The sequence below is a fragment of the Yersinia hibernica genome (assembly GCF_004124235.1).
Lineage (GTDB): Bacteria > Pseudomonadota > Gammaproteobacteria > Enterobacterales > Enterobacteriaceae > Yersinia > Yersinia hibernica.
Window position 1 is genome coordinate 1,567,301 of sequence record NZ_CP032487.1, and the last position, 18,488, is coordinate 1,585,788.

Sequence of the window (18,488 nt, forward strand, 5' to 3'; positions counted from 1 at the left end):
ATAGGAATCGTATTCGGTCTTTTTTTAATTTATTATAAAGACATGTCTGACCAGCGCTATCGTGCGTGGTAAATCCAATCTGGCTACAGGAAATGCATGTTACCGAAGCTCAAAGATCGCGCTGCCATCGAATTTGGCTAGTTCAGAACGAGCTTACTGCGCTCAAACTGACTTGATGCTGGGGATTATTGATGATGCTGGCACAGCGCGCTTGATTAACCTGAAAGGTTACGTCATATCTTTAAAACAATTAGATATATCGACAGCCCCTGAAATTGAATGGCCGGTAGCGCCAGTATCATAAAATATAAAACTGGGTTTAACGGCCCGGTCTATTTTAATCATATAGCCAGCGGCCTGCTTTGGCAGATTCTGTAAACATTTTTATTGTCAGTGGTTTTTTGTCTTGGACTGGTTCCTTAAAAGAAAAGAATCCTTTTTCTTTCCAAGGAAAATAATTACTCCAATAGAAGTTATCATAGTTAACGTTAAATGCTTTTAAACAGGTGGCTGTGGCATCACTTATGTCCTCAAAGCCAAAATTACTTAGCAAAACAGAATCGACTTCAACAAGGATCCTCTTGAAGACAATCGTCGCTATGAGGGAATGCTCTTTTTTCAAAAAATCGATAACCAGTAGTTCAAGATCAGTTTGAGTTACCATAAATTATTGCTAACTCAAACTGATAGCCCATGAAGGTTATCCCTACTGTGAGTGCATACAGAATCGCTATAGCATTTTGGGTTAATGTTGGTTATTATAAATATAATTCGGGATTTTTTAATTAATGGAACTAATAATGAATACTAATAAATTTCTTTTTTACACAATGGCGTCATTATCATTTTGTCTGTTTTGTTTTATTACCTTTGTTGTGTTCAGCTTTTTTACAACCATCATTGACATATATAATGACGGTGGGTTATCTCCATTTAACTATAGCTATGTTGTTGGTCACTTACTTATTCTTATGTTTGGATTAGGTTGCTTCTACTTTTCAATAAAAACAACCTTTAAGTTAAAGGATAAAATTTAATTATTATCTTTCAAGACCAATTATTATCTTCATGATAATCTCGTCCCACGCGGAGGGATTTTTATCTTTCATTATCATAGCCTCAATAAATGGGCTGGCATAGCTATCCACCAAAAAATAAAACAAATCCAAATCACCAGAACTTCTTAGCTTAGTATATATATCAGGTGTTTTCTCCCTTAACGCATCAGAGCCATAAATTGCTCGAGACCTAGCTCCACCTATTGAATAAATTGTTGAAAACAAAGAACCAACAAGAAATTTGCTCACGAGTCTTTTGGAGAAAATAGTAGATAAATCATTAAGAATAGCAGTGCTGATGACAAATTTGCCCGTTGCTTTTCCTAAACCATCAGCGAGTGATTTTATTTTGTCCTTTCTGATTTTGCTCACGAATTCATTTGTGATGATATTTAATATTTTGGTTAGATCTTCATTTGTAACGCCTTTTTTTATTCTCTCTAAGAGCCGTATGGTGGCTATTTCATTTCTTGATCTGTTTTCCGTGTCAATAAAATCTACAAATATAAATGATATATCTTTTGAAAAGTCAATAACAACTTCACCTGCCTGCTTAAAATATATTTTATAGGCGGGTTTATTGTTTGACTTTAAAATTTCCACTATTTGATTTGCTATTAAATCTTGTTTAGATATTTTACGTTCCTTATAGAGTGTCCTATGTTTATTTTGTCACGTTCACACTTCTTTTTACATAAACCCCATGAGAGAAATAGCTTATCATAGGTTAATATTTTAATCGTACGAAAAGCTAGCGTAAGGTTTGGCTTATTACACTAAAAAATTTCTCTGTTATTACCATATAAATTCCTATCACAGCATATTGGATTATGGATGATTACTCCATGCAATAAGAGTGAGCAAAATTCTGAAATTGGCGGGCGCTGATGGTTTTTGCCCTTCGTCACACTTCACATGATAGTGAGACTCTAGGCACCCCATCACGGCGATCAATGAAAAAATTCGGCCATCAAGTTACTTATAATCCCTTGTGTATCTTTCACCATATTCTTAAAGCTGATTGTATAACCCATTGATATATTGCATTTAATTTAATGTTTAGTATGGCGAAAATATTGACTAACATTATGAATCAACGAGATATTACCGGCGTTTTAAAATCCCTCGGCTTATGGCTGTGCGGGTTCAAGTCCCGCCCCGGGCACCATGGAAACAAATCTAAGTAAAACAAAGCAGTATGAGTATGTCGTTAACCGCCGTGAGGCGGTTTTTTTGTGCCTGAAATCACATTCCTAAGATGTTCCTAACATCATTTCCTAACATGATTTTGGCAATCTGAATAAAAACTCACTTTTTCTGACCACCCACCACTGGTACGATTTCTGTTTTCCTGTCATATCTTGCTGTCTGAGCTGTATTCTTATGCCCTGAAATAGCTTGTTTTTCTTCGAGTGTTCCCTCTAAATCGGATATGCCCTTTGCCTTTAAATCATGAAACGTGAAGTCAAAACCCAATTCAGGAAATGTTTTTGTGGCCAGTAATTTTGCATTGCGCCACCGACTATTGAAACCATCTCTTGTGTAACCATGTCCTGACTTTTGATGCAGCACATAAATACTGCTCACTCCTGGTGCTATTTCTATTTCATCGGCAATTTTGATGGCTTGTTGGGTCAAGTATTCAATGTGTTGATCATGCGGTAGAATCACTCTTTTTGAAGTGTGCATCTGATGGCTAAAGTTGACGTAAAATGCACGTTTTGTGAGCAAATCGAATCTGTTAAAAAGCATGGCCTGGGTAAGGCCAAACTTCAGCGCTATCGGTGCCAGTCGTGCTGCCGTACTTTCCAGCTCGATTATGCTTATCGCGCCTGCCAACCCGGCATGAAATCACAAATTGTCGACCTTGCAATGAACAATGCCGGTATTCGAGACACTGCCCGAGCTTTACATATCAGCATTAATGCCGTTGTGCGCACACTAAAAAACTCTCGCCGAGAGTTGTAACCACGCTTCCTCTGGATAACCTGCAAATTCAGCTTATCTGTGAAGTTGATGAAATGTGGTCGTTTGTTGGCAATAAAAAGCGTCAGCGTTGGCTGTGGTATGCATGGGAGCCTCGTCTCAAACGTATTGTTGCTCATGCTTTTGGGCGCAGGAGCAAAATGACGCAGTGCAAATTACTGGGTTTACTGTCGGGCTTCAGAGTCGCCTTCTGGTGTACAGACAACTTCAGTGCTTATGAGATGTTACCGGCTACAAAACACATCACAGGTAAGCTTTACACCCAGCGGATTGAACGCGAAAACCTGAATCTTCGTAACCGGTTAAAACGACTGAATCGCAAAACGCCTGGGTACTCAAAATCGGCAGAAATGCATGACAAGATAATCGGCACGTTCATTGAGCGTGAGCATTACCTGCAATGACCCTATCTACACATTGAATACGTGACCATCACTGTGGCCTTGCCGCTTCGGTATTAATCAGGAGGAAGAGTGGGAAATTGTTAATAGCCGTGGCCGAATGGTGGGGCAGACGGTTTCCCGCTCCAGCGGTGGGCAATTAACCGGTGGTCGTGCGGGTTTCCCCGGCCCTGATTTTTCCGGTTTTGTTGGGCTAGATGATTACAACAAACCCGAAGATATGTTTTCGGCCACCAAACGGGCCAGCGCTAACCGTATCTTGGTGAACACCATCCGCTCACGACGCGGTGATAAGAGCAAAGAGCACCCGACACCCTTTGTTTCTATCCAGCAAATACTTCATACCGATGATGCCACCGGATTTATGCTGTCCGGCAAGATGGGAGGGATTTTCATCACATCACCATTCCGGCGTAGGTCAGTGAAGAATATATCGATGCATTACCGGATCCGTGGCACTCGCAGTGCTGGTTCTCGGTTAAATGTTGCAAGATGAAACCCATAATTACCTGGTATTGCTGGGCAGGTATTGAGGGAAAATATTGGCCCTTTTTGTCAACATTGCCCGCCACTGGCGAAGTGGTCAGATATGCTGGATGGCAGATATACCATTGATGATGTGCAACTGATGCATGATGTGCTAGATGATATTATGGCGGTGGTGGAAAGGGCGCGAGGTTAGCAATAGGCTGTTATTCAGCTTTGCCTAGTATGTAAATGAATTGCATATTTAAAGAGTAAAATATACTATCCATAAAGATATTAAATATAAGGATATTATGAGTGAAAGAGATCAGTGGAGAGAAATGGGTTTCTCGTTTTTAGGGAAGTGCTTTAACCCAATCATTAAGCGCGTCATTTAAAATAAGTGTAGACAATTTTATATCTGAATTAACAAGTTAGGGTGCAACAATAATTATATCAGCCACATTAAGCCCCCCAGAAAGGGCTTATTTGATACATTGGTCTTGGAAAATATCAAGAAAACTTGTCAAGCCAGAGGATGTACCGGATAAAACCGGTGCCAACATTCAATGGGTTCATAAAAAGAGCGATGGCAGTACAGACTCAGCGAAAAGCATTAAAGCTGCACAGGATATGGTAAGAGCGTACGGTATGACAGGACTTAATGTGGCTCCATCATTAAAAAGCAGACATACCGAAGGGAATGCTATAGATATGAATATCTCATGGATGGGAGATTTAAAAATAAAAAAGGGGAAGATGTCTTAATTAAGAGTTTTCCCAAAGATGGTATGAATACAGAACTTCATAGTGTAGGAGAAAGTTTTGATGTTATAAAATACCATGGTGGTTCTAAAGATAGATCTCATTGGTCAAAGAATGGTAGATAACATGAAGAAAATGATTGTTTTTATTTTGCCATTTATTCTTTTACATGGATGCTCCCATGCTGCTGAAAAATACCCGGCTGATATTAGCGAGTTTATAAAAATAGCAGATAAATGCCAGTATCTTGCCGGCGAATGGGACTCATCAATCCCCAAAGAACGGCAAATTGCCATAGAGAAAGAAGTCAATGTTACTTGCCCTAAAGCAACTGAATTGCAAAAAAAATTAAGCACCAAATACCAAGAGAATAAGCAATTGTTGGAAGTCATTAATGATTATGACTTCTAATTTTAATGTTAGGAAGTGGGGGAGTTATGCAGATAAGAAGCATGTACATGAGATATTAGTTTTTCTATTAAACCATTCCCCTCGCCAAATATATTTTCATAAATATGGTTGCTTATGCTATTAACTATCTCTGACACAATTTTGTTTTTTTCTTTTGATTCTTTTTCAAAAAAATCATTTATCTTATTTTCTCCGTTAAGGTATGTTCTTATACAATGTTTTATCGAGGATTGTGCACAAGATGTATCTAGCTTTAAATTTTCATCATCAATATATCTGTACGCAGAATCAAAAATTAAATCTTTATCTTTATTTGATATTTTAACACCTGATACGGTATGAATATTGTCTATTTCCTTACTAATGACTGCTGACAAATAAGTGGTTTTCTCTTCTTTTTTCCACGTTTCAAAACCCTCACCTTTATTGACTTTTTTAACTTCCCTCATAAATTTATCGTAAAGGTTTGTATAATCTAAAGTGATGTTTTTCCCTTGATATGAGATACATACAGATTCGCTTATCATCCATTTTACATTAGGTCTTAGGTGCGGCTTTGGCCAGTTATTAAAGGTTATGGCTAGCTTTTCTGTGCCAAATTGGCTCTCTTGAGCGGGCGATTCTATTAGCGGAATATCAAAAATAAATATTTTATCTAAAATAGTGTAGTTACATAACTCGCCTTTTTGTTCAATGCACAATAGGTCGCCATTATCATCACCTTTTATGTGTAACTTACCCGTGGTTGAACTATCAATATGATTACTGCAAAACTTTTCCTTGTACCCAGGTGAGGCTAACTCTTTTAACCTAAAAAATATTTCTTCGACATCGTGACTTGTGAGGTTTTTCGTAGGATTGCATAGTTTATATAGACATTGAAATGCTTCTTTTTGACCGGTGGAAAAAAAGTAATCTTTTATTTTTTCCCATAGAGTCATATGCGGTATGGAGTTTTTAATAAGTATTTCATTTATTTGTTCGTTGCTAATATTTGCAGTAATAAAAGAGCTACCAACAGTAAAATTCATAAAAGATACCTTATTTAAAATAAATTTAATGAAATATAAGGAATGTTAAGGATATTAACACTAAGGCTTTCACCTGATTTTGTAGGTCTTGTAATCCGGTAGTTGTAAGTTCAAACAGCGATAACTATCTAATTGCGGTGAGAACATGGTGTTAAACACCAGTTTATGCAGTCCGCGGGTTTTAGTCGCTTGCTGTTAGCATCGGTATACGTTTATTACCGATATTTAGATTTAATTGGAAGATAGTCACGTGATACACAAATGCAAGGATAGGAAAATATATTATTAAGTTAAACGAGTTTTATTTACACAGATGAATTTAGCCGTATTTCGAGGTCAACAAGACAATTTTAATAGCTAATAAATTAGTTTCAGACTAATTATTGCTAAATTAAACTGGTGACGAGGTAAAGCATTGCAAGTGCGCGGAATATATGGGGGGAAAGATATGTAATTATATGAAATTGATGGGGATCACATTCAGATGATGGGCGTTTTACCACTTACATATTTATGCAATTGATATCATAAAAAATACAATCTAAAGTCAAGTTTAGGTATTCACAGTAGTTATTTATTAATCGTTTAAATTAGATGTGATATCTAAGAATGCCATGACACTCAAGTTATTGAAGCTATTTTTATCTGCCATGGGTGTTTATGTTTATTAGCTAAGTGATTTTTCCTAGGTATTTGGTTGACGTTTTATCTAGCGGTTAATTTTAAACAAGGAGTAGTTTATGATAACAAAAGGTATTTTCGTCGTATTTGGGGTGTTTTCCGTGACTTTACCTGCGCTCGCAGATGACAATATTCATTTGGATTCTAAAAGTATTAAAACCAGCGTTGGTTTAGGTATGCTAGGTGGAGAGTCTAAGGAGTATGTCTACGACTCTGATAGTGGACAAAAGATAAGTCAATTGAATTGGAAGATTAAAAACACTGCTATCATTAAAGGGGATATATCTTGGGATGCTTTTAATTGGCTAACTTTAAATGCTAGGGGTTGGACATCCTTGGCATCCGGATCTTCTGGGATGGATGACTATGACTGGTTAATTCCAGGGCAGACTAATTGGTCACACTGGTCCAATCATCCTAATACACAATTGAATCATGCCAATGAGTTTGATGTAAATGTAAAAGGGTGGATTCTTAATACACCTGAATATCGTATTGGAACTATATTCGGTTATCAACAAACTAGATTTAGCTGGGCAGCATCTGGCGGTAGTTATAGCTATAATAACGGCGCTACTACTGGGGTCTCCCCCCCTAATTCACCGGGTATAGGTTACAATCAACAATTTAGTATGCCTTACTTAGGGCTTGCCAGTATATATCGCTATCAGGATTTTGAATTTAATGCATTATTAAAATTTAGCCCTTGGGTTACCGCGAATGATAACGATGAACATTATAGGCGCAATCTTACTTTCCGCGAAAAAACCAATAATTCACGGTATTATTCTGTCACTGTAGATGCTGGTTATTATGTAACACCTAATGCCAAAGTTTATACAGAGTTAAGTCTCAGTAAGTATGAAGAAGGCAAAGGAGGTACAGAAATCATTAATAGGGCCACTGGAGAAAAGGCTTACCTCGGTGGTGATGCTGCCGGGATAGAAAACATGAATTACACGGTATCTATCGGCATGCAATACCAATTCTAATTTAGATAGTATTTCAAATAATGACGCCTTCACTGCAAGCCAAGGAGTTAATATGGCATGGATTAATCTAACACTTGGAAGCGGAAAACTTACCCAGCTCGTTACAAATAGTAATCGGAAACACTCCATATCCGACAGGCAAATTACGACGGAATACCGAAACCATGGCTATATTAGCAGCAATTGTTGAGGTGCATCCTGACTCGTTTGTGTTGAATTGATAGTCGATATACCACCAATCTAATTAGTTGGTGGCTTTTCTATATGGGGAGGTGAAGGCAAAAGACATGATGATAAACTTGCCACTATGTAAATATAACATATCTAACACCAGACATTTTAACGCAGTGCACCAAATAAAGAGTTTGCTCAGGTTGATTTTTTATGCCGGTAGTAATAGTACATTTTCGTGCGCAAATCAGCCAAGAGCCATTCGGGTAGAGTTTTAATAGAAAGCCATGTTACCATGGCTTTCTGGTGTATTTACTCTTTTGAATTACTAAGGAGTTTTACAGGACTCTGCAGAAAAATACTTTAACCCAGGCTCCCGGTCCGGTGGGCATGAATTTACTTTCTGCTTGACTAGCTGCATCAGCTTCATTATTGGCATTGAAAATACTATCCCATAGTCCAGAATCTGTTGCATCACCGTGGGAACCACTACAAATGTATTGCTGAGATTTACTTTCTTTTGCATGAGAGGGTAATACTGTGAATACCGATAAGAAACAAATTGCTGGAACTAGAATTTTTCGAAACGCAGCCAATATACTCATCTTTAAAATATCATGTGTATAAAAATGCTGAGTAATAGATCAGCCTCTGTAACATAGCACTACAAATTTATGACTATTTAAATTTTTCATAAACAGAATTACAGATAAATATGTTTTTTTAAGATTATATTGCACTAATGCTCTGGGCGATAATGTTTGTTCACATGATATCTCTGATAATTGCAGATATACATGTAGATGCTATCTATATTGATGCTAATAATTAACTTTAAAATACTAATCTTAATAAATAAAAAGAGGTGATAAATAGAATAGATATCTGTTGGTGATTGTGACCACTGATGATTATTTTGTTTGAAGATAAATCCGCAGAGAGTAGAAGTGAAATAGCAATACAGATGGTATTTACCGCGTGTTATCTGTATTGCGCCAGTAAAACCATCAATAATACTTTTGCTCTCCCTGAGCATCCTCGGTGTAAACTGCAAGTCGTCCTATCATGTCCAGTATTTGGCTATCATTATCAGGGCCGAGCATCGTTGACCGCTATTTCAGCCTGAATGTTAATCAAAGCAGGGAGAGTAATAAGGCGACAGGCAGACTTAAAGGCCAGGTTATCGCAATAAGAAGTGACGATAATGCTCTTATGACCAAACTCTGGTCGCGGGTTAAGGGAAAGGTGATACAGGCAGCGACAAGAACGCCAATCAAGTAAACCCAGAGCAAAATAAATCCGATATTCATGGGGCAATTTTCCTTTTGTCCATATTATCTGCTTATTATCGACGAAAAGGATGGCGTTTTTACAGCATAATTCAAAATAAATAGTAAATGCACACTGATGCGCTGTAATTGATGTCTGGAAGATAAAACTTCATCAGCGTTTTGTCGCCAAGTCAACACTAATGAGAATTATTATCAATCAACATTAAACAGATCGGTTTATTAGATTGATTAATAAATTTACTGAATCAATGATTAACACGGTTGACGTGAGTATCAAAAAACGCCGCCAAATCGTCCGTCAATAGAGTGATGGCGGCTAATCATGGAGGAGGTTTTGATGAAAGATATGTTAAAAGGCTTACTGTTAGTTGGTATTATGTCCGTCTCTGCCGGAGCTATAGCTGAAGAATGTAATCCTGTTAACAAGTGGTGGCCATATTGCAATGATCCCGCCACTGTGCCAGATGTTGGCACCTCAGAATATGACCGTTGCCAAGCTAAGGGTGGATGTACTGAATAATAATGAGTCCTGGAGTTGGGAATCAAATTTAATATTCTGATGCCATTATTCAATGGTCTGTAGATGATTTCTGCGTGTTTTAAAGCCACTAACCAAATAGATTAGTGGCTATTTATCGTGGGTGGCTAATTAAAAACTATCCTCACTGGTATATTGGGGGATATATTCACGGTACTGTCAATGTAATGATTGAAGAATATGATTAGCTGCTGCCACCCGCAGAGGATTGGGGTAATTCTTATTGGCTAACATCACTATGCCTATTTTCTTCTCTGGGATAAACGCAATATAGGCGCCGAAGCCATTAGTGCTGCCGGTTTTATGCACCCAAGAGGAGGATGCAGCAGAGTATGGCGGGGTTAAGGCCTTAATTTTATGGGGCTGTAAAGCAATTTCATTACTGCTGGAATCAATAACTTCTTGTGAGTTAATAGGCCAGTTGTACATTTCCCATCCTAGCCCCTGGAACATATTCCCTACTTGATAATAACGAGATTGGGCCGAGATAATGGCTTTCTTTAACTTATCATTATCGGCAGGAAGGCTATTCGGATCTATATTAGCCTGCATAAATTTCATCATATCTTGTGCCGTGGATTTGACGCCATAGGCTTCAGCATCTAATACCCCCCGGGTGACACGAACGGGTTGGTCATTTTTATAACCCCATGCGTAATCTGCGAGCATTGAGTCGGGAACGGTGATAAATGTATGTGTGAGTTTTAATGGTTGGAAAACGTGTTGAGTCATATAGTCTTCAAACGACAGATGACTTTTCTTTACTGCCAGTGCCCCGAATAACCCAATACTTGCGTTGGAGTAATTACGCATTACACCGGGAGCCCATTGCGGCTGCCATTGCTGATAATATTGCCATAATAACTTCATATCAGTGACAGCGTCAGGAATCTGAAGAGGAAGACCTCCAGCAGTGTAGGTCGCCAGATTCAGCATGCTAATATCTTTCCACTGGTCGCCTGTTAACTCTGAACTGTATTTTGTCGCCGGGTCACTGAGGTTAAGAATACCTGTTTGCTCAGCATAGCCTCCCACGACTCCAGTAAAGGTTTTACTGACTGAACCGAGTTCGAATAAAGTATTCTCTGTCACCGGGCGATGGTTTTTTATATCGGCCACACCATAGTTAAAGAACATTGGCTTGCCGTCATAAAAGACAGCGACGGCCATACCAGGGATATCTTGCTTTTCGATCAATGGAGTCAGAGTATTATTAACAATGGTGGCTATCTGCTGCTGTGTGAGGCTCTTTTGCGCAGATGCATAAAGCGGGGAGGCTACAAGCATTGCAAACACAAGAGAAGTTATAATAGGCTTTTTCATTGTGAGGATATCTTCCCTGGTTATTAAATGGTAAACAGTTATTTCTATTTGTATCCATTATAGACTGAATATGACTCTATCATTGGCTGTCATAGGATAGTACATCCGCAATAGAATGCTGAACTCAAGTCATAATATAATAGAGGTGCGGGTTCTGATGCCAGTAATATTTTAAGCGAAGAGTGTTACCGGCTTGAATATAGAAAAGTAATTAAGATAACTATATTTCCACAGCATTTATCTGGATATAGCCGTATTTAATAATGAGTGTACCTTATTGAAACACTGTAGAGTCTTAGTTCCTCTGTGTTGTTAATATCTCGATTCGTCATTTTAATACTGTGAAGTTTCGTAACCCTATCCTTATCTTCAGCGGTATTAGGGTGAGAAAGGAATTGCAATAAATAACAAGTGCTTTTTCATTGAGCAGCTTTTAGGCAGTCAACCATGAGAGGTATATTTTGTGACAAATGTTAATTTTGAAGAATCACTCATTCTCAATATCGGTATTAGCCTCGGTGCCTAATGGTTATTTGTGATGTTGGTATAACTTCGCGGCTTCTCTGCTAAGCAGTCTGTTAGGATTCGTAACCTAACGTGGTATAGTCCAATTTTTACGGAAAATTATGCTGACCAATTCATCCACTCGTCTTAACAAATACATCAGCGAAAGTGGTATTTGCTCCCGTCGTGATGCCGATCGTTACATCGAACAGGGTAATGTTTTTATTAATGGCAAACGCGCTGCGATTGGCGATCAAGTCTATATCGGGGATGTGGTGAAGGTTAACGGTCAACTGATTGAGCCGCGTAACGAAAATGACCTGGTGTTGATCGCGTTAAACAAGCCGGTGGGTATTATAAGCACTACGGAGGACGGTGAATCCGATAACATCGTTGATTTCGTTAATCACAGTAAACGCGTGTTTCCAATTGGGCGTTTAGATAAAGACTCGCAGGGTTTGATTCTTCTGACCAATCATGGTGATTTGGTTAATAAGATCCTGCGTGCCGGCAATGATCACGAAAAAGAGTATGTGGTGACGGTCAATAAACCGGTGACTGATGAATTTATTCTTGGCTTGGGTGCGGGTGTACCGATGTTGGGAACAGTGACTAAAAAATGCAAAGTAAAGAAAGAAGCCGCCTTGGTATTTAGTATCACGTTGGTGCAGGGACTTAATCGCCAAATTCGTCGCATGTGCAAGCACTTTGGTTATGAAGTGACTAAACTGGAACGAACTCGCATCATGAATATTAATTTGAAAGGTCTGCCAATGGGGGAGTGGCGAGATTTACGTGATGAAGAATTGACGGAGTTATTTAAGCTGATTGAAAATTCATCGTCTGATGAAAAGCCGCTTAAAAAAACGAAAGCTAAAGCTGCTGTTGATAAAAAAACCGTTATTAGCCGGCCGAAGAAAGTCGAAAAATCAGAAAGTCACTCTACTGCGCGTCAGCGTTTTACTAAGCCGGGGCGTAAGAAAAAGGGGCGCTAAGTTCGCGTCATTTTGCCCGCCGCCACGAATTGATAAAATTAACAGCCCTGTTGAGAGGGCTGTTAATTAAATTAGCCCAGTGGTGTAAACATAGGCAGTAATAAAGACAACTTAATCACGATAGCATTGGCAATATCGAGGAAGAATGCGCCGACCATCGGGACAATAAGAAATGCAATGTGAGATGGGCCGAAACGATCGGTAATTGCTTGCATATTGGCAATTGCCGTCGGGGTGGCACCTAAACCTAAACCACAATGTCCTGCAGCCAGTACCGCAGCATCATAATTCTTCCCCATAATCCGGTAAGTCACAAATATGGCATACGCAGCCATCAGCAATGTTTGCACCAATAAAATAGCCAACATTGGCAAGGCCAGAGAAGCTAATTCCCACAATCTTAGACTCATCAATGCAATTGCCAGGAAAAGAGAAAGGCTGACATTCCCGACGACTGAGACGGCGCGATCAAATACCTGATAAAACCCAGTATAAGTGAGTATATTACTGAGGATGACCCCGATGAACAGGACGTACACAAATATGGGTAATTCGAATATTGAGCCCTGGAGCAAGTCCCTAATATAACCCCCGGCCATCAAGCAAATAGTAATCATAGCAATGGTTTCGACTAAAACCAGTGAAGTTATCATTCGCCCTGATTGCGGTTTTCAAATGTCGTGGGCTGTAATGTATCTTCTGGTCTCCCATTTGGCGTCGCGGAATGCTTAATCAGATAAAGTGCAACCGGCCCTGCGATCAATCCGCCTAATACTAGGCCGAAAGTCGCACAGGCCATTGCAACTTCGGTGGCATTAATTAGCCCATAATTCTCGACAAATACATTGCTCCAGGCGGCGCCAGTACCATGCCCCCCCAGATAATGTTATTGTCCCTACCAATAACCCCATTAAAGGTTCCAGCCCCAACATTTTAGCCATACCAATGCCAACGGTGTTCTGCAACAGCAGCAAGCCAATAACCACAAAGATAAATTTGATTAAAACTTTACCGCCAGCCCTTAGACTGGCGAGATTCGCGTTGAGGCCAATCGAGGCAAAAAAGGTCAACATCAAAGGGTCGCGTAATGAGGTATCAAAATGTGCTTCCCAACCGGTGGTTTGGTGGATAAGTAGGAACATTAGTGCAACTAATAGGCCGCCCGTGATAGGGTCTGGGATGGCATATTTTTGTAATAAAGGCGTCTTTTTGACGCACTGTCTTCCCAGTAATAAAACCAGACTTGCCGCGACAAGTGTGCCATAAGCATCGAATTGGAACATATTGGAATGCTATATAGGTAAAAGCGATAACCGGTTATTTACGCAGTTCTTTCCACATGTTCAGATGTCATATAAAGGAGGATTCATTGTAATGCTCCTGGCAAGGGGGGAATGTGCACTTGTGGTGATGGCTGGTTTTTTGATGAGTATTTATATAACCATAATTGAATGCTGTTAATGCCATTATCACTTAATTAAAGCGTAACACGGCTTTTTATTTTATTACGCTGACTGCAATAAATTTATTATATAACATATTGTTTACACATGAAGATTGATATTTCCATTAGGGTTTTGACGGCCTTTAACCCTAACAGCCACGGTAGTCAACAAGGTTTTAAATGGATTCATTGAACAGGAGGGCTGGACTGTAGATTTGTCGATTTAGTTTGCTTTAAGGTGCAAATTTATTCAATAAGAAGAATTGTACAAATAATATCAGCCAATTACCTTGTGTTCCCCATTACCGGCCAGAAAAATATTAAGGTACAGATATCATCGAGGGTAGGCTGTATTGCAGTGGTCATCAAACTATCAAGTCTAGACAGTAAAAATTTAGAGGTATTAGTCAGTTTTATCACCATTAGCGTGGCGGTAGACTTCACCACAAATCAGTACCACATCAGGCCTTCTTTGATGAATTCGAGTCGCGACAGCCAAACACTCATGGCGAGTTGCGTAAATATCGTCAGTCACGGGCAGAGCCTCACAGGCATCCATTCCGCAGGTGCTAACCAGTAAAACAAATCCTATGAGCATATATTCTCCTTATTTATAGGATTTCTATGAGTATAGCCTGTTTGTGGGAGAGGTCGCACACTCGTTTTGTATCAAAGTCATCGGTATTGTTATCGATGTTCAAGGATTAGCCAAATTTGGTCATCGCCACACCGGCCATAATAATGGCGCTGGCTATCAGGCGTAATAGTGAGGGTTTTTCTTTTAACATCCAGATAGAAATAACCATAGCAAAGAGTACGCTGGTTTCACGGAGTGCGGCCACCAAGGCAATTGGCGTGCTTTTCATCGCCCAAATAACAATACCATAGGCCAATAACTGCATTGCACCACCCAAGATACCCTGACGCCAATGCTGTCGAATTTCACGAAAAACCATATTACGATGCATTATCCAAAGTAGCCCGAACATGGTTAGGCCATTGAACATAAATAGCCATAAAATATAACTGAGTGGTTCAATACTGGCGCGGCTTCCGGCCCCATCTGCAAGGGTATAGCTGGCGGTAAATGCCGCCGTCATTAAGGCATAAATAATGGCTCTGGGGTTGAGCCTATTAGGGCCATGGCGGCCATCAAATGTCATCATAATGACCCCCGAAACCAGAATAATAGCGCCAAATAATGCCATTGCCCGCGGAATTTCAGACAAAATTAGCCATGAAAGTAGGGCGCTTAATAATGGTGCTATGCCGCGTGCAATGGGATAAATTTGCCCAAACTCGGCTTGTTCATAGGCTTTACTGAGAAAGAGACAATAACCGGTGTGGAAAGCGACAGATAATAGTAACCAAGGGATCGCACTGGGAGAGGGGAGGCCAACAAAGAAAATACCAACGAATGAGATGAGGCCGGAAAAAAACGCCATCAAGGCAATAGCGACTAAACGGTCAGTGCCAAATTTGACCAAAGCATTCCAGCTAGCATGTAGCAGTGCAGCACCCAATACCGCAATAAATATTTCAGTGCTCATCCCATCTCCTTATTTAGGCGTGTGAGTTTACCTTGGATTGATGGGTTTGACATGATGATGAAAGTCGATTTTTAATATAAAAATTTAATCGAGCTTAAGCTTTGATAAGCAGGTCACGTTAACGAACGTATATATCTAATGATCATAGATATAGTGAGGTGTAGGGCGCTTTAATAGCAGCAGCGGCGCTGCTTCCTAAAATAGCTGCGATTTGGCATGATATAGGCATACATGTTTTTTTAGGGTGAATGATGAAACAGTTTCCGTTTGATAAACGTTACGAGATCGAAGATGCCAGCGGTATTGCTGAGTATTATATTGATGGCGATGAATATATTCGTGGTCAAGATGGTGTTCCGGGCTATCGAATTGATGGCTATGAAGTGTACGAACACAATGCAGAAGCCAAACTTGCCGGTTTTCTTGAGGGGAAACATATTACTACTCCAGATGCAGATATTCTGTTCACCATTTTAGATGGGACTCCCCGGGAAGAGTGATTTGCATCGGTTTGATTTCTGGCTGTAGAAGCTGCGATATAAATTTATACGCAGCTGCTGAATAAGAAGACGCGGCGTGATTACGGATAATAAATTTTTGTAGAAGGCGCTGTTCAGCTAACTGAAAACCGATTAACGTAATCTTTTGGTGATAATCAGCCGGAGCTTCAATGAATCAGCAAACTATGACGTTGTATACCGATGCGGATTTTTTCAGCCCTTATGTTATGTCCGTTTTTGTGGCTCTGACAGAAAAAGCACTTCCTTTCACACTGAGTGCCATTGACCTGTCTGCTGGCGAGAACTTAGGTGATGTATTTGGCAAGTTATCCGCAACTCGTCGTGTGCCCACATTGATTATTGATGATTTCCAATTATCTGAATCTTCAGCTATTTCTGAGTATTTAGACGAGCAATTTCCTTCACCGAAATACGCGAGAATCTATCCGCAGAATAAGCAAGAGCGCGCTAAAGCACGAGAAATTCAAGCATGGCTGCGCAGTGATTTTATGCCGATTAGGTCTGAACGCCCGACTGAGGTGGCCTTTGCCGGAATGAACATGCCGCCATTATCGCCAGCAGGGCAAGGTGCTGCTCATAAGCTTATTTCAGGTCTGGAACGTTTACTTTCAGATGGCCGAAAAAATTTATTCAATGAATGGTGTATTGCAGATACCGATTTGGCGTTAATGCTTAATCGGCTGGCGCTTAATGGTGATGCATTGCCGACTTATTTGCGTAATTATGCCAGCTATCAATGGCAGCGGCCTTCAGTACGGCAATGGTGTGAATTGTCACAGAGCTAGGTGCCCATTTTCATAAATGTAATATAGAGTTAGTGGGTTGCCAATGACCGCGCCGCTGGAAAATATAATGATAAAGATTGAGCAAATAATACGTGTTGTGGCGTTATTGTCAGGTGTTTTTTTATTGGCGGCCTGCAGTCAATTACCCAGAAATCCGGTCCCTGTGGCGTTGATGCCAGAGGCGGAAATTCCGGGTATGCCAAATATCCGAGCGAGAGCTGGGCATATAAGCCCAATATTTGAAGCTGACTTACTGCAGTCTTATAAAGATGAACCGAAAGAAATGTTTCGTGTTGCTGACGGAACTCTTGTATATCCGCATTTAGCATTATCGGGTGGTGGGCCTAATGGCGCATTCGGTGCCGGTTTTTTGAATGGCTGGACTAAAACGGGTAAACGCCCGATATTTAAAGTAGTCAGTGGGGTATCAACCGGTGCTTTGATAGCCCCTTTTGCTTTCTTAGGCAGTGATTATGATCAGGCATTGCACAATTTTTATACCACCACCACCACCCGAGATATTTTCCATCTGGATAATCTATTATTTCGTCTCTTTTTCCGTGAGTCACTGGCAGATACCAGTCCGCTGTCTCAGTTAATTGATGGCTATATTACACCGCAATTATTGAGTGAAATAGCCAAAGCCCATCAGCAGGGGCGTCGATTGTACATGGGCACGGTTGATCTGGATTCACAGCAGTTTATTGTCTGGAACATGGGGCTAATTGCGACAAAAGGGACGCCGGAAGCTTTAATATTATTCCGTAAGGTTATGCTCGCCTCCTCTTCAGTGCCCGTTGCTTTTTCACCAGTATTTTTTGATGTGGTCGCTGGGGGAAAACATTACGATGAAATGCATGTCGATGGTGGTGTTGCGGCACGAGTTTTTTATAACGGCGGGGTTTATAGCTCCAAAGTAGTGCGCGCCAGAGCCGGTTTAGCCGCCAGTAAAGAGGATATTTATATTATTCATAATGGTCAGCTTGGCCCACAACCTGCGCCGACTCCGCGCTTGGTCAGAGATATTGCTTTGCGCACTTTGGACTCCACCAGTAAAGCTGCATTGGTTGGTGATTTGTACCGCATTTATGCTTTTTCATTCGCTGAAAAATCAGGATTTCATTGGATAACGATCCCTGCGGATATCGATATTAACGGCGCAGAAATTTTTGACCCAGTTAAGATGGAGCATTTATATCAGGCGGGCTACGCAGAAGCTTTACTGGGGCCAAAATGGTCGTTACGCCCACCGGGGAGCATTGAAATGGAGACATTACTGCAAGAGGCCGCCGTGGGGCAAGGAAGTGAAAAGGCGGTCATAGGCGCGTTTGGGACAATACCCTGACTCAGATGCTGCTCATCTACATAAGCGCAAACAAAGGTAGTGAGCCATCAAAAATAGCCGCGCCAATATAGATAATAAAAAGTGAATAGAGAAAAAAATTGCTGATCATTTGACACCTCGGTTACCTACAGGGGTAAAACTTTTGGTCATGTCGCAACAATTACAATATAGCATGCCAATTGAATGAAAAGCGTACAGCAAATGAATAATTAATGAATTTATTGTTGCTT

Annotated in this window: 18 protein-coding genes and 3 pseudogenes; 11 read left to right on the top strand and 10 right to left on the bottom strand. The window is 40.2% G+C overall.

Translation table 11 applies throughout. The features are described 5' to 3' along the window. Positions 1-61: 61 nt before the first annotated feature. A complete protein-coding gene (locus tag D5F51_RS22980; RefSeq protein ID WP_129196018.1) occupies positions 62-304 on the top strand; it encodes a tail fiber assembly protein in 243 nt (80 codons plus the stop codon). Positions 305-337: 33 nt separating this feature from the next. Here D5F51_RS22980 and D5F51_RS07390 read toward each other — a convergent pair whose 3' ends face one another. The 3 genes and pseudogenes from D5F51_RS07390 to D5F51_RS07405 all read right to left on the bottom strand — a co-directional run. Continuing rightward, the gene (locus D5F51_RS07390) at positions 338-664 is read right to left on the bottom strand and encodes a DUF1493 family protein (RefSeq protein WP_129196019.1); all 327 of its coding nucleotides are present in this window, start codon (positions 662-664) and stop codon (positions 338-340) included. 376 nt (positions 665-1,040) lie between these two features. Continuing rightward, positions 1,041-1,661, bottom strand: coding sequence for a hypothetical protein (locus tag D5F51_RS22720; RefSeq protein ID WP_245994905.1), 621 nt, complete (start codon positions 1,659-1,661; stop codon positions 1,041-1,043). Positions 1,662-2,366: 705 nt separating this feature from the next. Then, positions 2,367-2,648 (bottom strand): annotated as a pseudogene (locus tag D5F51_RS07405) (site-specific integrase); the annotation flags it as partial. Between the two features lie 102 nt (positions 2,649-2,750). On the opposite strand from D5F51_RS07405, the gene D5F51_RS07410 reads away from it, so the two are divergent. The 4 genes and pseudogenes from D5F51_RS07410 to D5F51_RS07425 all read left to right on the top strand — a co-directional run bounded on the left by D5F51_RS07410 (position 2,751) and on the right by D5F51_RS07425 (position 5,086). Next, a protein-coding gene (locus D5F51_RS07410; protein ID WP_129196021.1) for an IS1 family transposase occupies positions 2,751-3,448 on the top strand; the annotation gives its coding sequence in 2 pieces (ribosomal slippage) (positions 2,751-3,000 and positions 3,000-3,448; 699 coding nt in all). Positions 3,449-3,479: 31 nt separating this feature from the next. Further along, a pseudogene (locus D5F51_RS07415) lies at positions 3,480-3,994 on the top strand (terminase); the annotation flags it as partial. A gap of 405 nt (positions 3,995-4,399) precedes the next feature. Further along, entirely contained in the window at positions 4,400-4,678 is a 279-nt protein-coding gene (locus tag D5F51_RS22725) for a hypothetical protein (RefSeq protein ID WP_245994907.1), read from the top strand. A 75-nt stretch (positions 4,679-4,753) separates the two neighbouring features. Then, a complete protein-coding gene (locus D5F51_RS07425; protein ID WP_162301707.1) occupies positions 4,754-5,086 on the top strand; it encodes a hypothetical protein in 333 nt (110 codons plus the stop codon). A gap of 8 nt (positions 5,087-5,094) precedes the next feature. On the opposite strand, the gene D5F51_RS07430 is transcribed toward D5F51_RS07425, so the two are convergent. Beyond that, positions 5,095-6,117, bottom strand: a complete 1,023-nt coding sequence (locus D5F51_RS07430; protein ID WP_129196023.1) for a type III secrection system effector, WxxxE family — start codon at positions 6,115-6,117, stop codon at positions 5,095-5,097. 743 nt (positions 6,118-6,860) lie between these two features. On the opposite strand from D5F51_RS07430, the gene D5F51_RS07435 reads away from it, so the two are divergent. Continuing rightward, complete coding sequence (locus tag D5F51_RS07435; protein ID WP_425471891.1) at positions 6,861-7,790, top strand: omptin family outer membrane protease; 930 nt, start codon at positions 6,861-6,863, stop codon at positions 7,788-7,790. Positions 7,791-8,299: 509 nt separating this feature from the next. On the opposite strand, the gene D5F51_RS07440 is transcribed toward D5F51_RS07435, so the two are convergent. After that, positions 8,300-8,566, bottom strand: coding sequence for a hypothetical protein (locus tag D5F51_RS07440; RefSeq protein ID WP_245994910.1), 267 nt, complete (start codon positions 8,564-8,566; stop codon positions 8,300-8,302). A 528-nt stretch (positions 8,567-9,094) separates the two neighbouring features. Continuing rightward, entirely contained in the window at positions 9,095-9,271 is a 177-nt protein-coding gene (locus D5F51_RS07445) for a GhoT/OrtT family toxin (RefSeq protein WP_129196025.1), read from the bottom strand. Positions 9,272-9,590: 319 nt separating this feature from the next. On the opposite strand from D5F51_RS07445, the gene D5F51_RS07450 reads away from it, so the two are divergent. After that, positions 9,591-9,773 carry a hypothetical protein gene (locus D5F51_RS07450; protein ID WP_129196026.1) on the top strand — a complete coding sequence of 61 codons (183 nt, stop codon included), beginning with the start codon at positions 9,591-9,593 and terminating at the stop codon, positions 9,771-9,773. A 177-nt stretch (positions 9,774-9,950) separates the two neighbouring features. Here D5F51_RS07450 and ampC read toward each other — a convergent pair whose 3' ends face one another. Further along, the gene (ampC, locus tag D5F51_RS07455) at positions 9,951-11,114 is read right to left on the bottom strand and encodes a class C beta-lactamase (RefSeq protein ID WP_129196027.1); all 1,164 of its coding nucleotides are present in this window, start codon (positions 11,112-11,114) and stop codon (positions 9,951-9,953) included. Positions 11,115-11,740: 626 nt separating this feature from the next. Here ampC and rluF point away from each other — a divergent pair. Further along, positions 11,741-12,613, top strand: a complete 873-nt coding sequence (gene rluF / locus D5F51_RS07460; protein WP_129196028.1) for a 23S rRNA pseudouridine(2604) synthase RluF — start codon at positions 11,741-11,743, stop codon at positions 12,611-12,613. Between the two features lie 71 nt (positions 12,614-12,684). On the opposite strand, the pseudogene gltS reads toward rluF, so the two are convergent. From gltS to D5F51_RS07475, 3 genes and pseudogenes are all read right to left on the bottom strand, one after another. Beyond that, a pseudogene (gene gltS, locus D5F51_RS07465) lies at positions 12,685-13,896 on the bottom strand (sodium/glutamate symporter). 564 nt (positions 13,897-14,460) lie between these two features. After that, positions 14,461-14,655, bottom strand: a complete 195-nt coding sequence (locus tag D5F51_RS07470) for a hypothetical protein (RefSeq protein ID WP_129196029.1) — start codon at positions 14,653-14,655, stop codon at positions 14,461-14,463. Between the two features lie 106 nt (positions 14,656-14,761). Further along, positions 14,762-15,607 carry a DMT family transporter gene (locus D5F51_RS07475; RefSeq protein ID WP_025378464.1) on the bottom strand — a complete coding sequence of 282 codons (846 nt, stop codon included), beginning with the start codon at positions 15,605-15,607 and terminating at the stop codon, positions 14,762-14,764. Positions 15,608-15,858: 251 nt separating this feature from the next. On the opposite strand from D5F51_RS07475, the gene D5F51_RS07480 reads away from it, so the two are divergent. From D5F51_RS07480 to D5F51_RS07490, 3 genes are all read left to right on the top strand, one after another. Then, a complete protein-coding gene (locus D5F51_RS07480; RefSeq protein ID WP_129199252.1) occupies positions 15,859-16,107 on the top strand; it encodes a hypothetical protein in 249 nt (82 codons plus the stop codon). A gap of 170 nt (positions 16,108-16,277) precedes the next feature. Continuing rightward, entirely contained in the window at positions 16,278-16,913 is a 636-nt protein-coding gene (yfcF, locus tag D5F51_RS07485; RefSeq protein WP_129196030.1) for a glutathione transferase, read from the top strand. A 67-nt stretch (positions 16,914-16,980) separates the two neighbouring features. Next, positions 16,981-18,258, top strand: coding sequence for a patatin-like phospholipase family protein (locus tag D5F51_RS07490; protein ID WP_129196031.1), 1,278 nt, complete (start codon positions 16,981-16,983; stop codon positions 18,256-18,258). Positions 18,259-18,488 lie beyond the last annotated feature (230 nt).

Excerpts from the sequence above, each read along its gene's own strand:
- D5F51_RS07425 (WP_162301707.1), top strand. The coding sequence starts at position 4,754 with ATGGTGGTTCTAAAGATAGATCTCATTGGTCAAAGAATGGTAGATAAC.
- D5F51_RS07475 (WP_025378464.1), bottom strand. The coding sequence starts at position 15,607 with ATGAGCACTGAAATATTTATTGCGGTATTGGGTGCTGCACTGCTACAT.
- D5F51_RS07480 (WP_129199252.1), top strand. The coding sequence starts at position 15,859 with ATGAAACAGTTTCCGTTTGATAAACGTTACGAGATCGAAGATGCCAGC.
- D5F51_RS07490 (WP_129196031.1), top strand. The coding sequence starts at position 16,981 with ATGATAAAGATTGAGCAAATAATACGTGTTGTGGCGTTATTGTCAGGT.
- D5F51_RS07440 (WP_245994910.1), bottom strand. The coding sequence starts at position 8,566 with ATGAGTATATTGGCTGCGTTTCGAAAAATTCTAGTTCCAGCAATTTGT.
- D5F51_RS07445 (WP_129196025.1), bottom strand. The coding sequence starts at position 9,271 with ATGAATATCGGATTTATTTTGCTCTGGGTTTACTTGATTGGCGTTCTT.
- D5F51_RS07450 (WP_129196026.1), top strand. The coding sequence starts at position 9,591 with ATGAAAGATATGTTAAAAGGCTTACTGTTAGTTGGTATTATGTCCGTC.
- rluF (WP_129196028.1), top strand. The coding sequence starts at position 11,741 with ATGCTGACCAATTCATCCACTCGTCTTAACAAATACATCAGCGAAAGT.
- ampC (WP_129196027.1), bottom strand. The coding sequence starts at position 11,114 with ATGAAAAAGCCTATTATAACTTCTCTTGTGTTTGCAATGCTTGTAGCC.
- yfcF (WP_129196030.1), top strand. The coding sequence starts at position 16,278 with ATGAATCAGCAAACTATGACGTTGTATACCGATGCGGATTTTTTCAGC.
- D5F51_RS07470 (WP_129196029.1), bottom strand. The coding sequence starts at position 14,655 with ATGCTCATAGGATTTGTTTTACTGGTTAGCACCTGCGGAATGGATGCC.
- D5F51_RS07430 (WP_129196023.1), bottom strand. The coding sequence starts at position 6,117 with ATGAATTTTACTGTTGGTAGCTCTTTTATTACTGCAAATATTAGCAAC.
- D5F51_RS07390 (WP_129196019.1), bottom strand. The coding sequence starts at position 664 with ATGGTAACTCAAACTGATCTTGAACTACTGGTTATCGATTTTTTGAAA.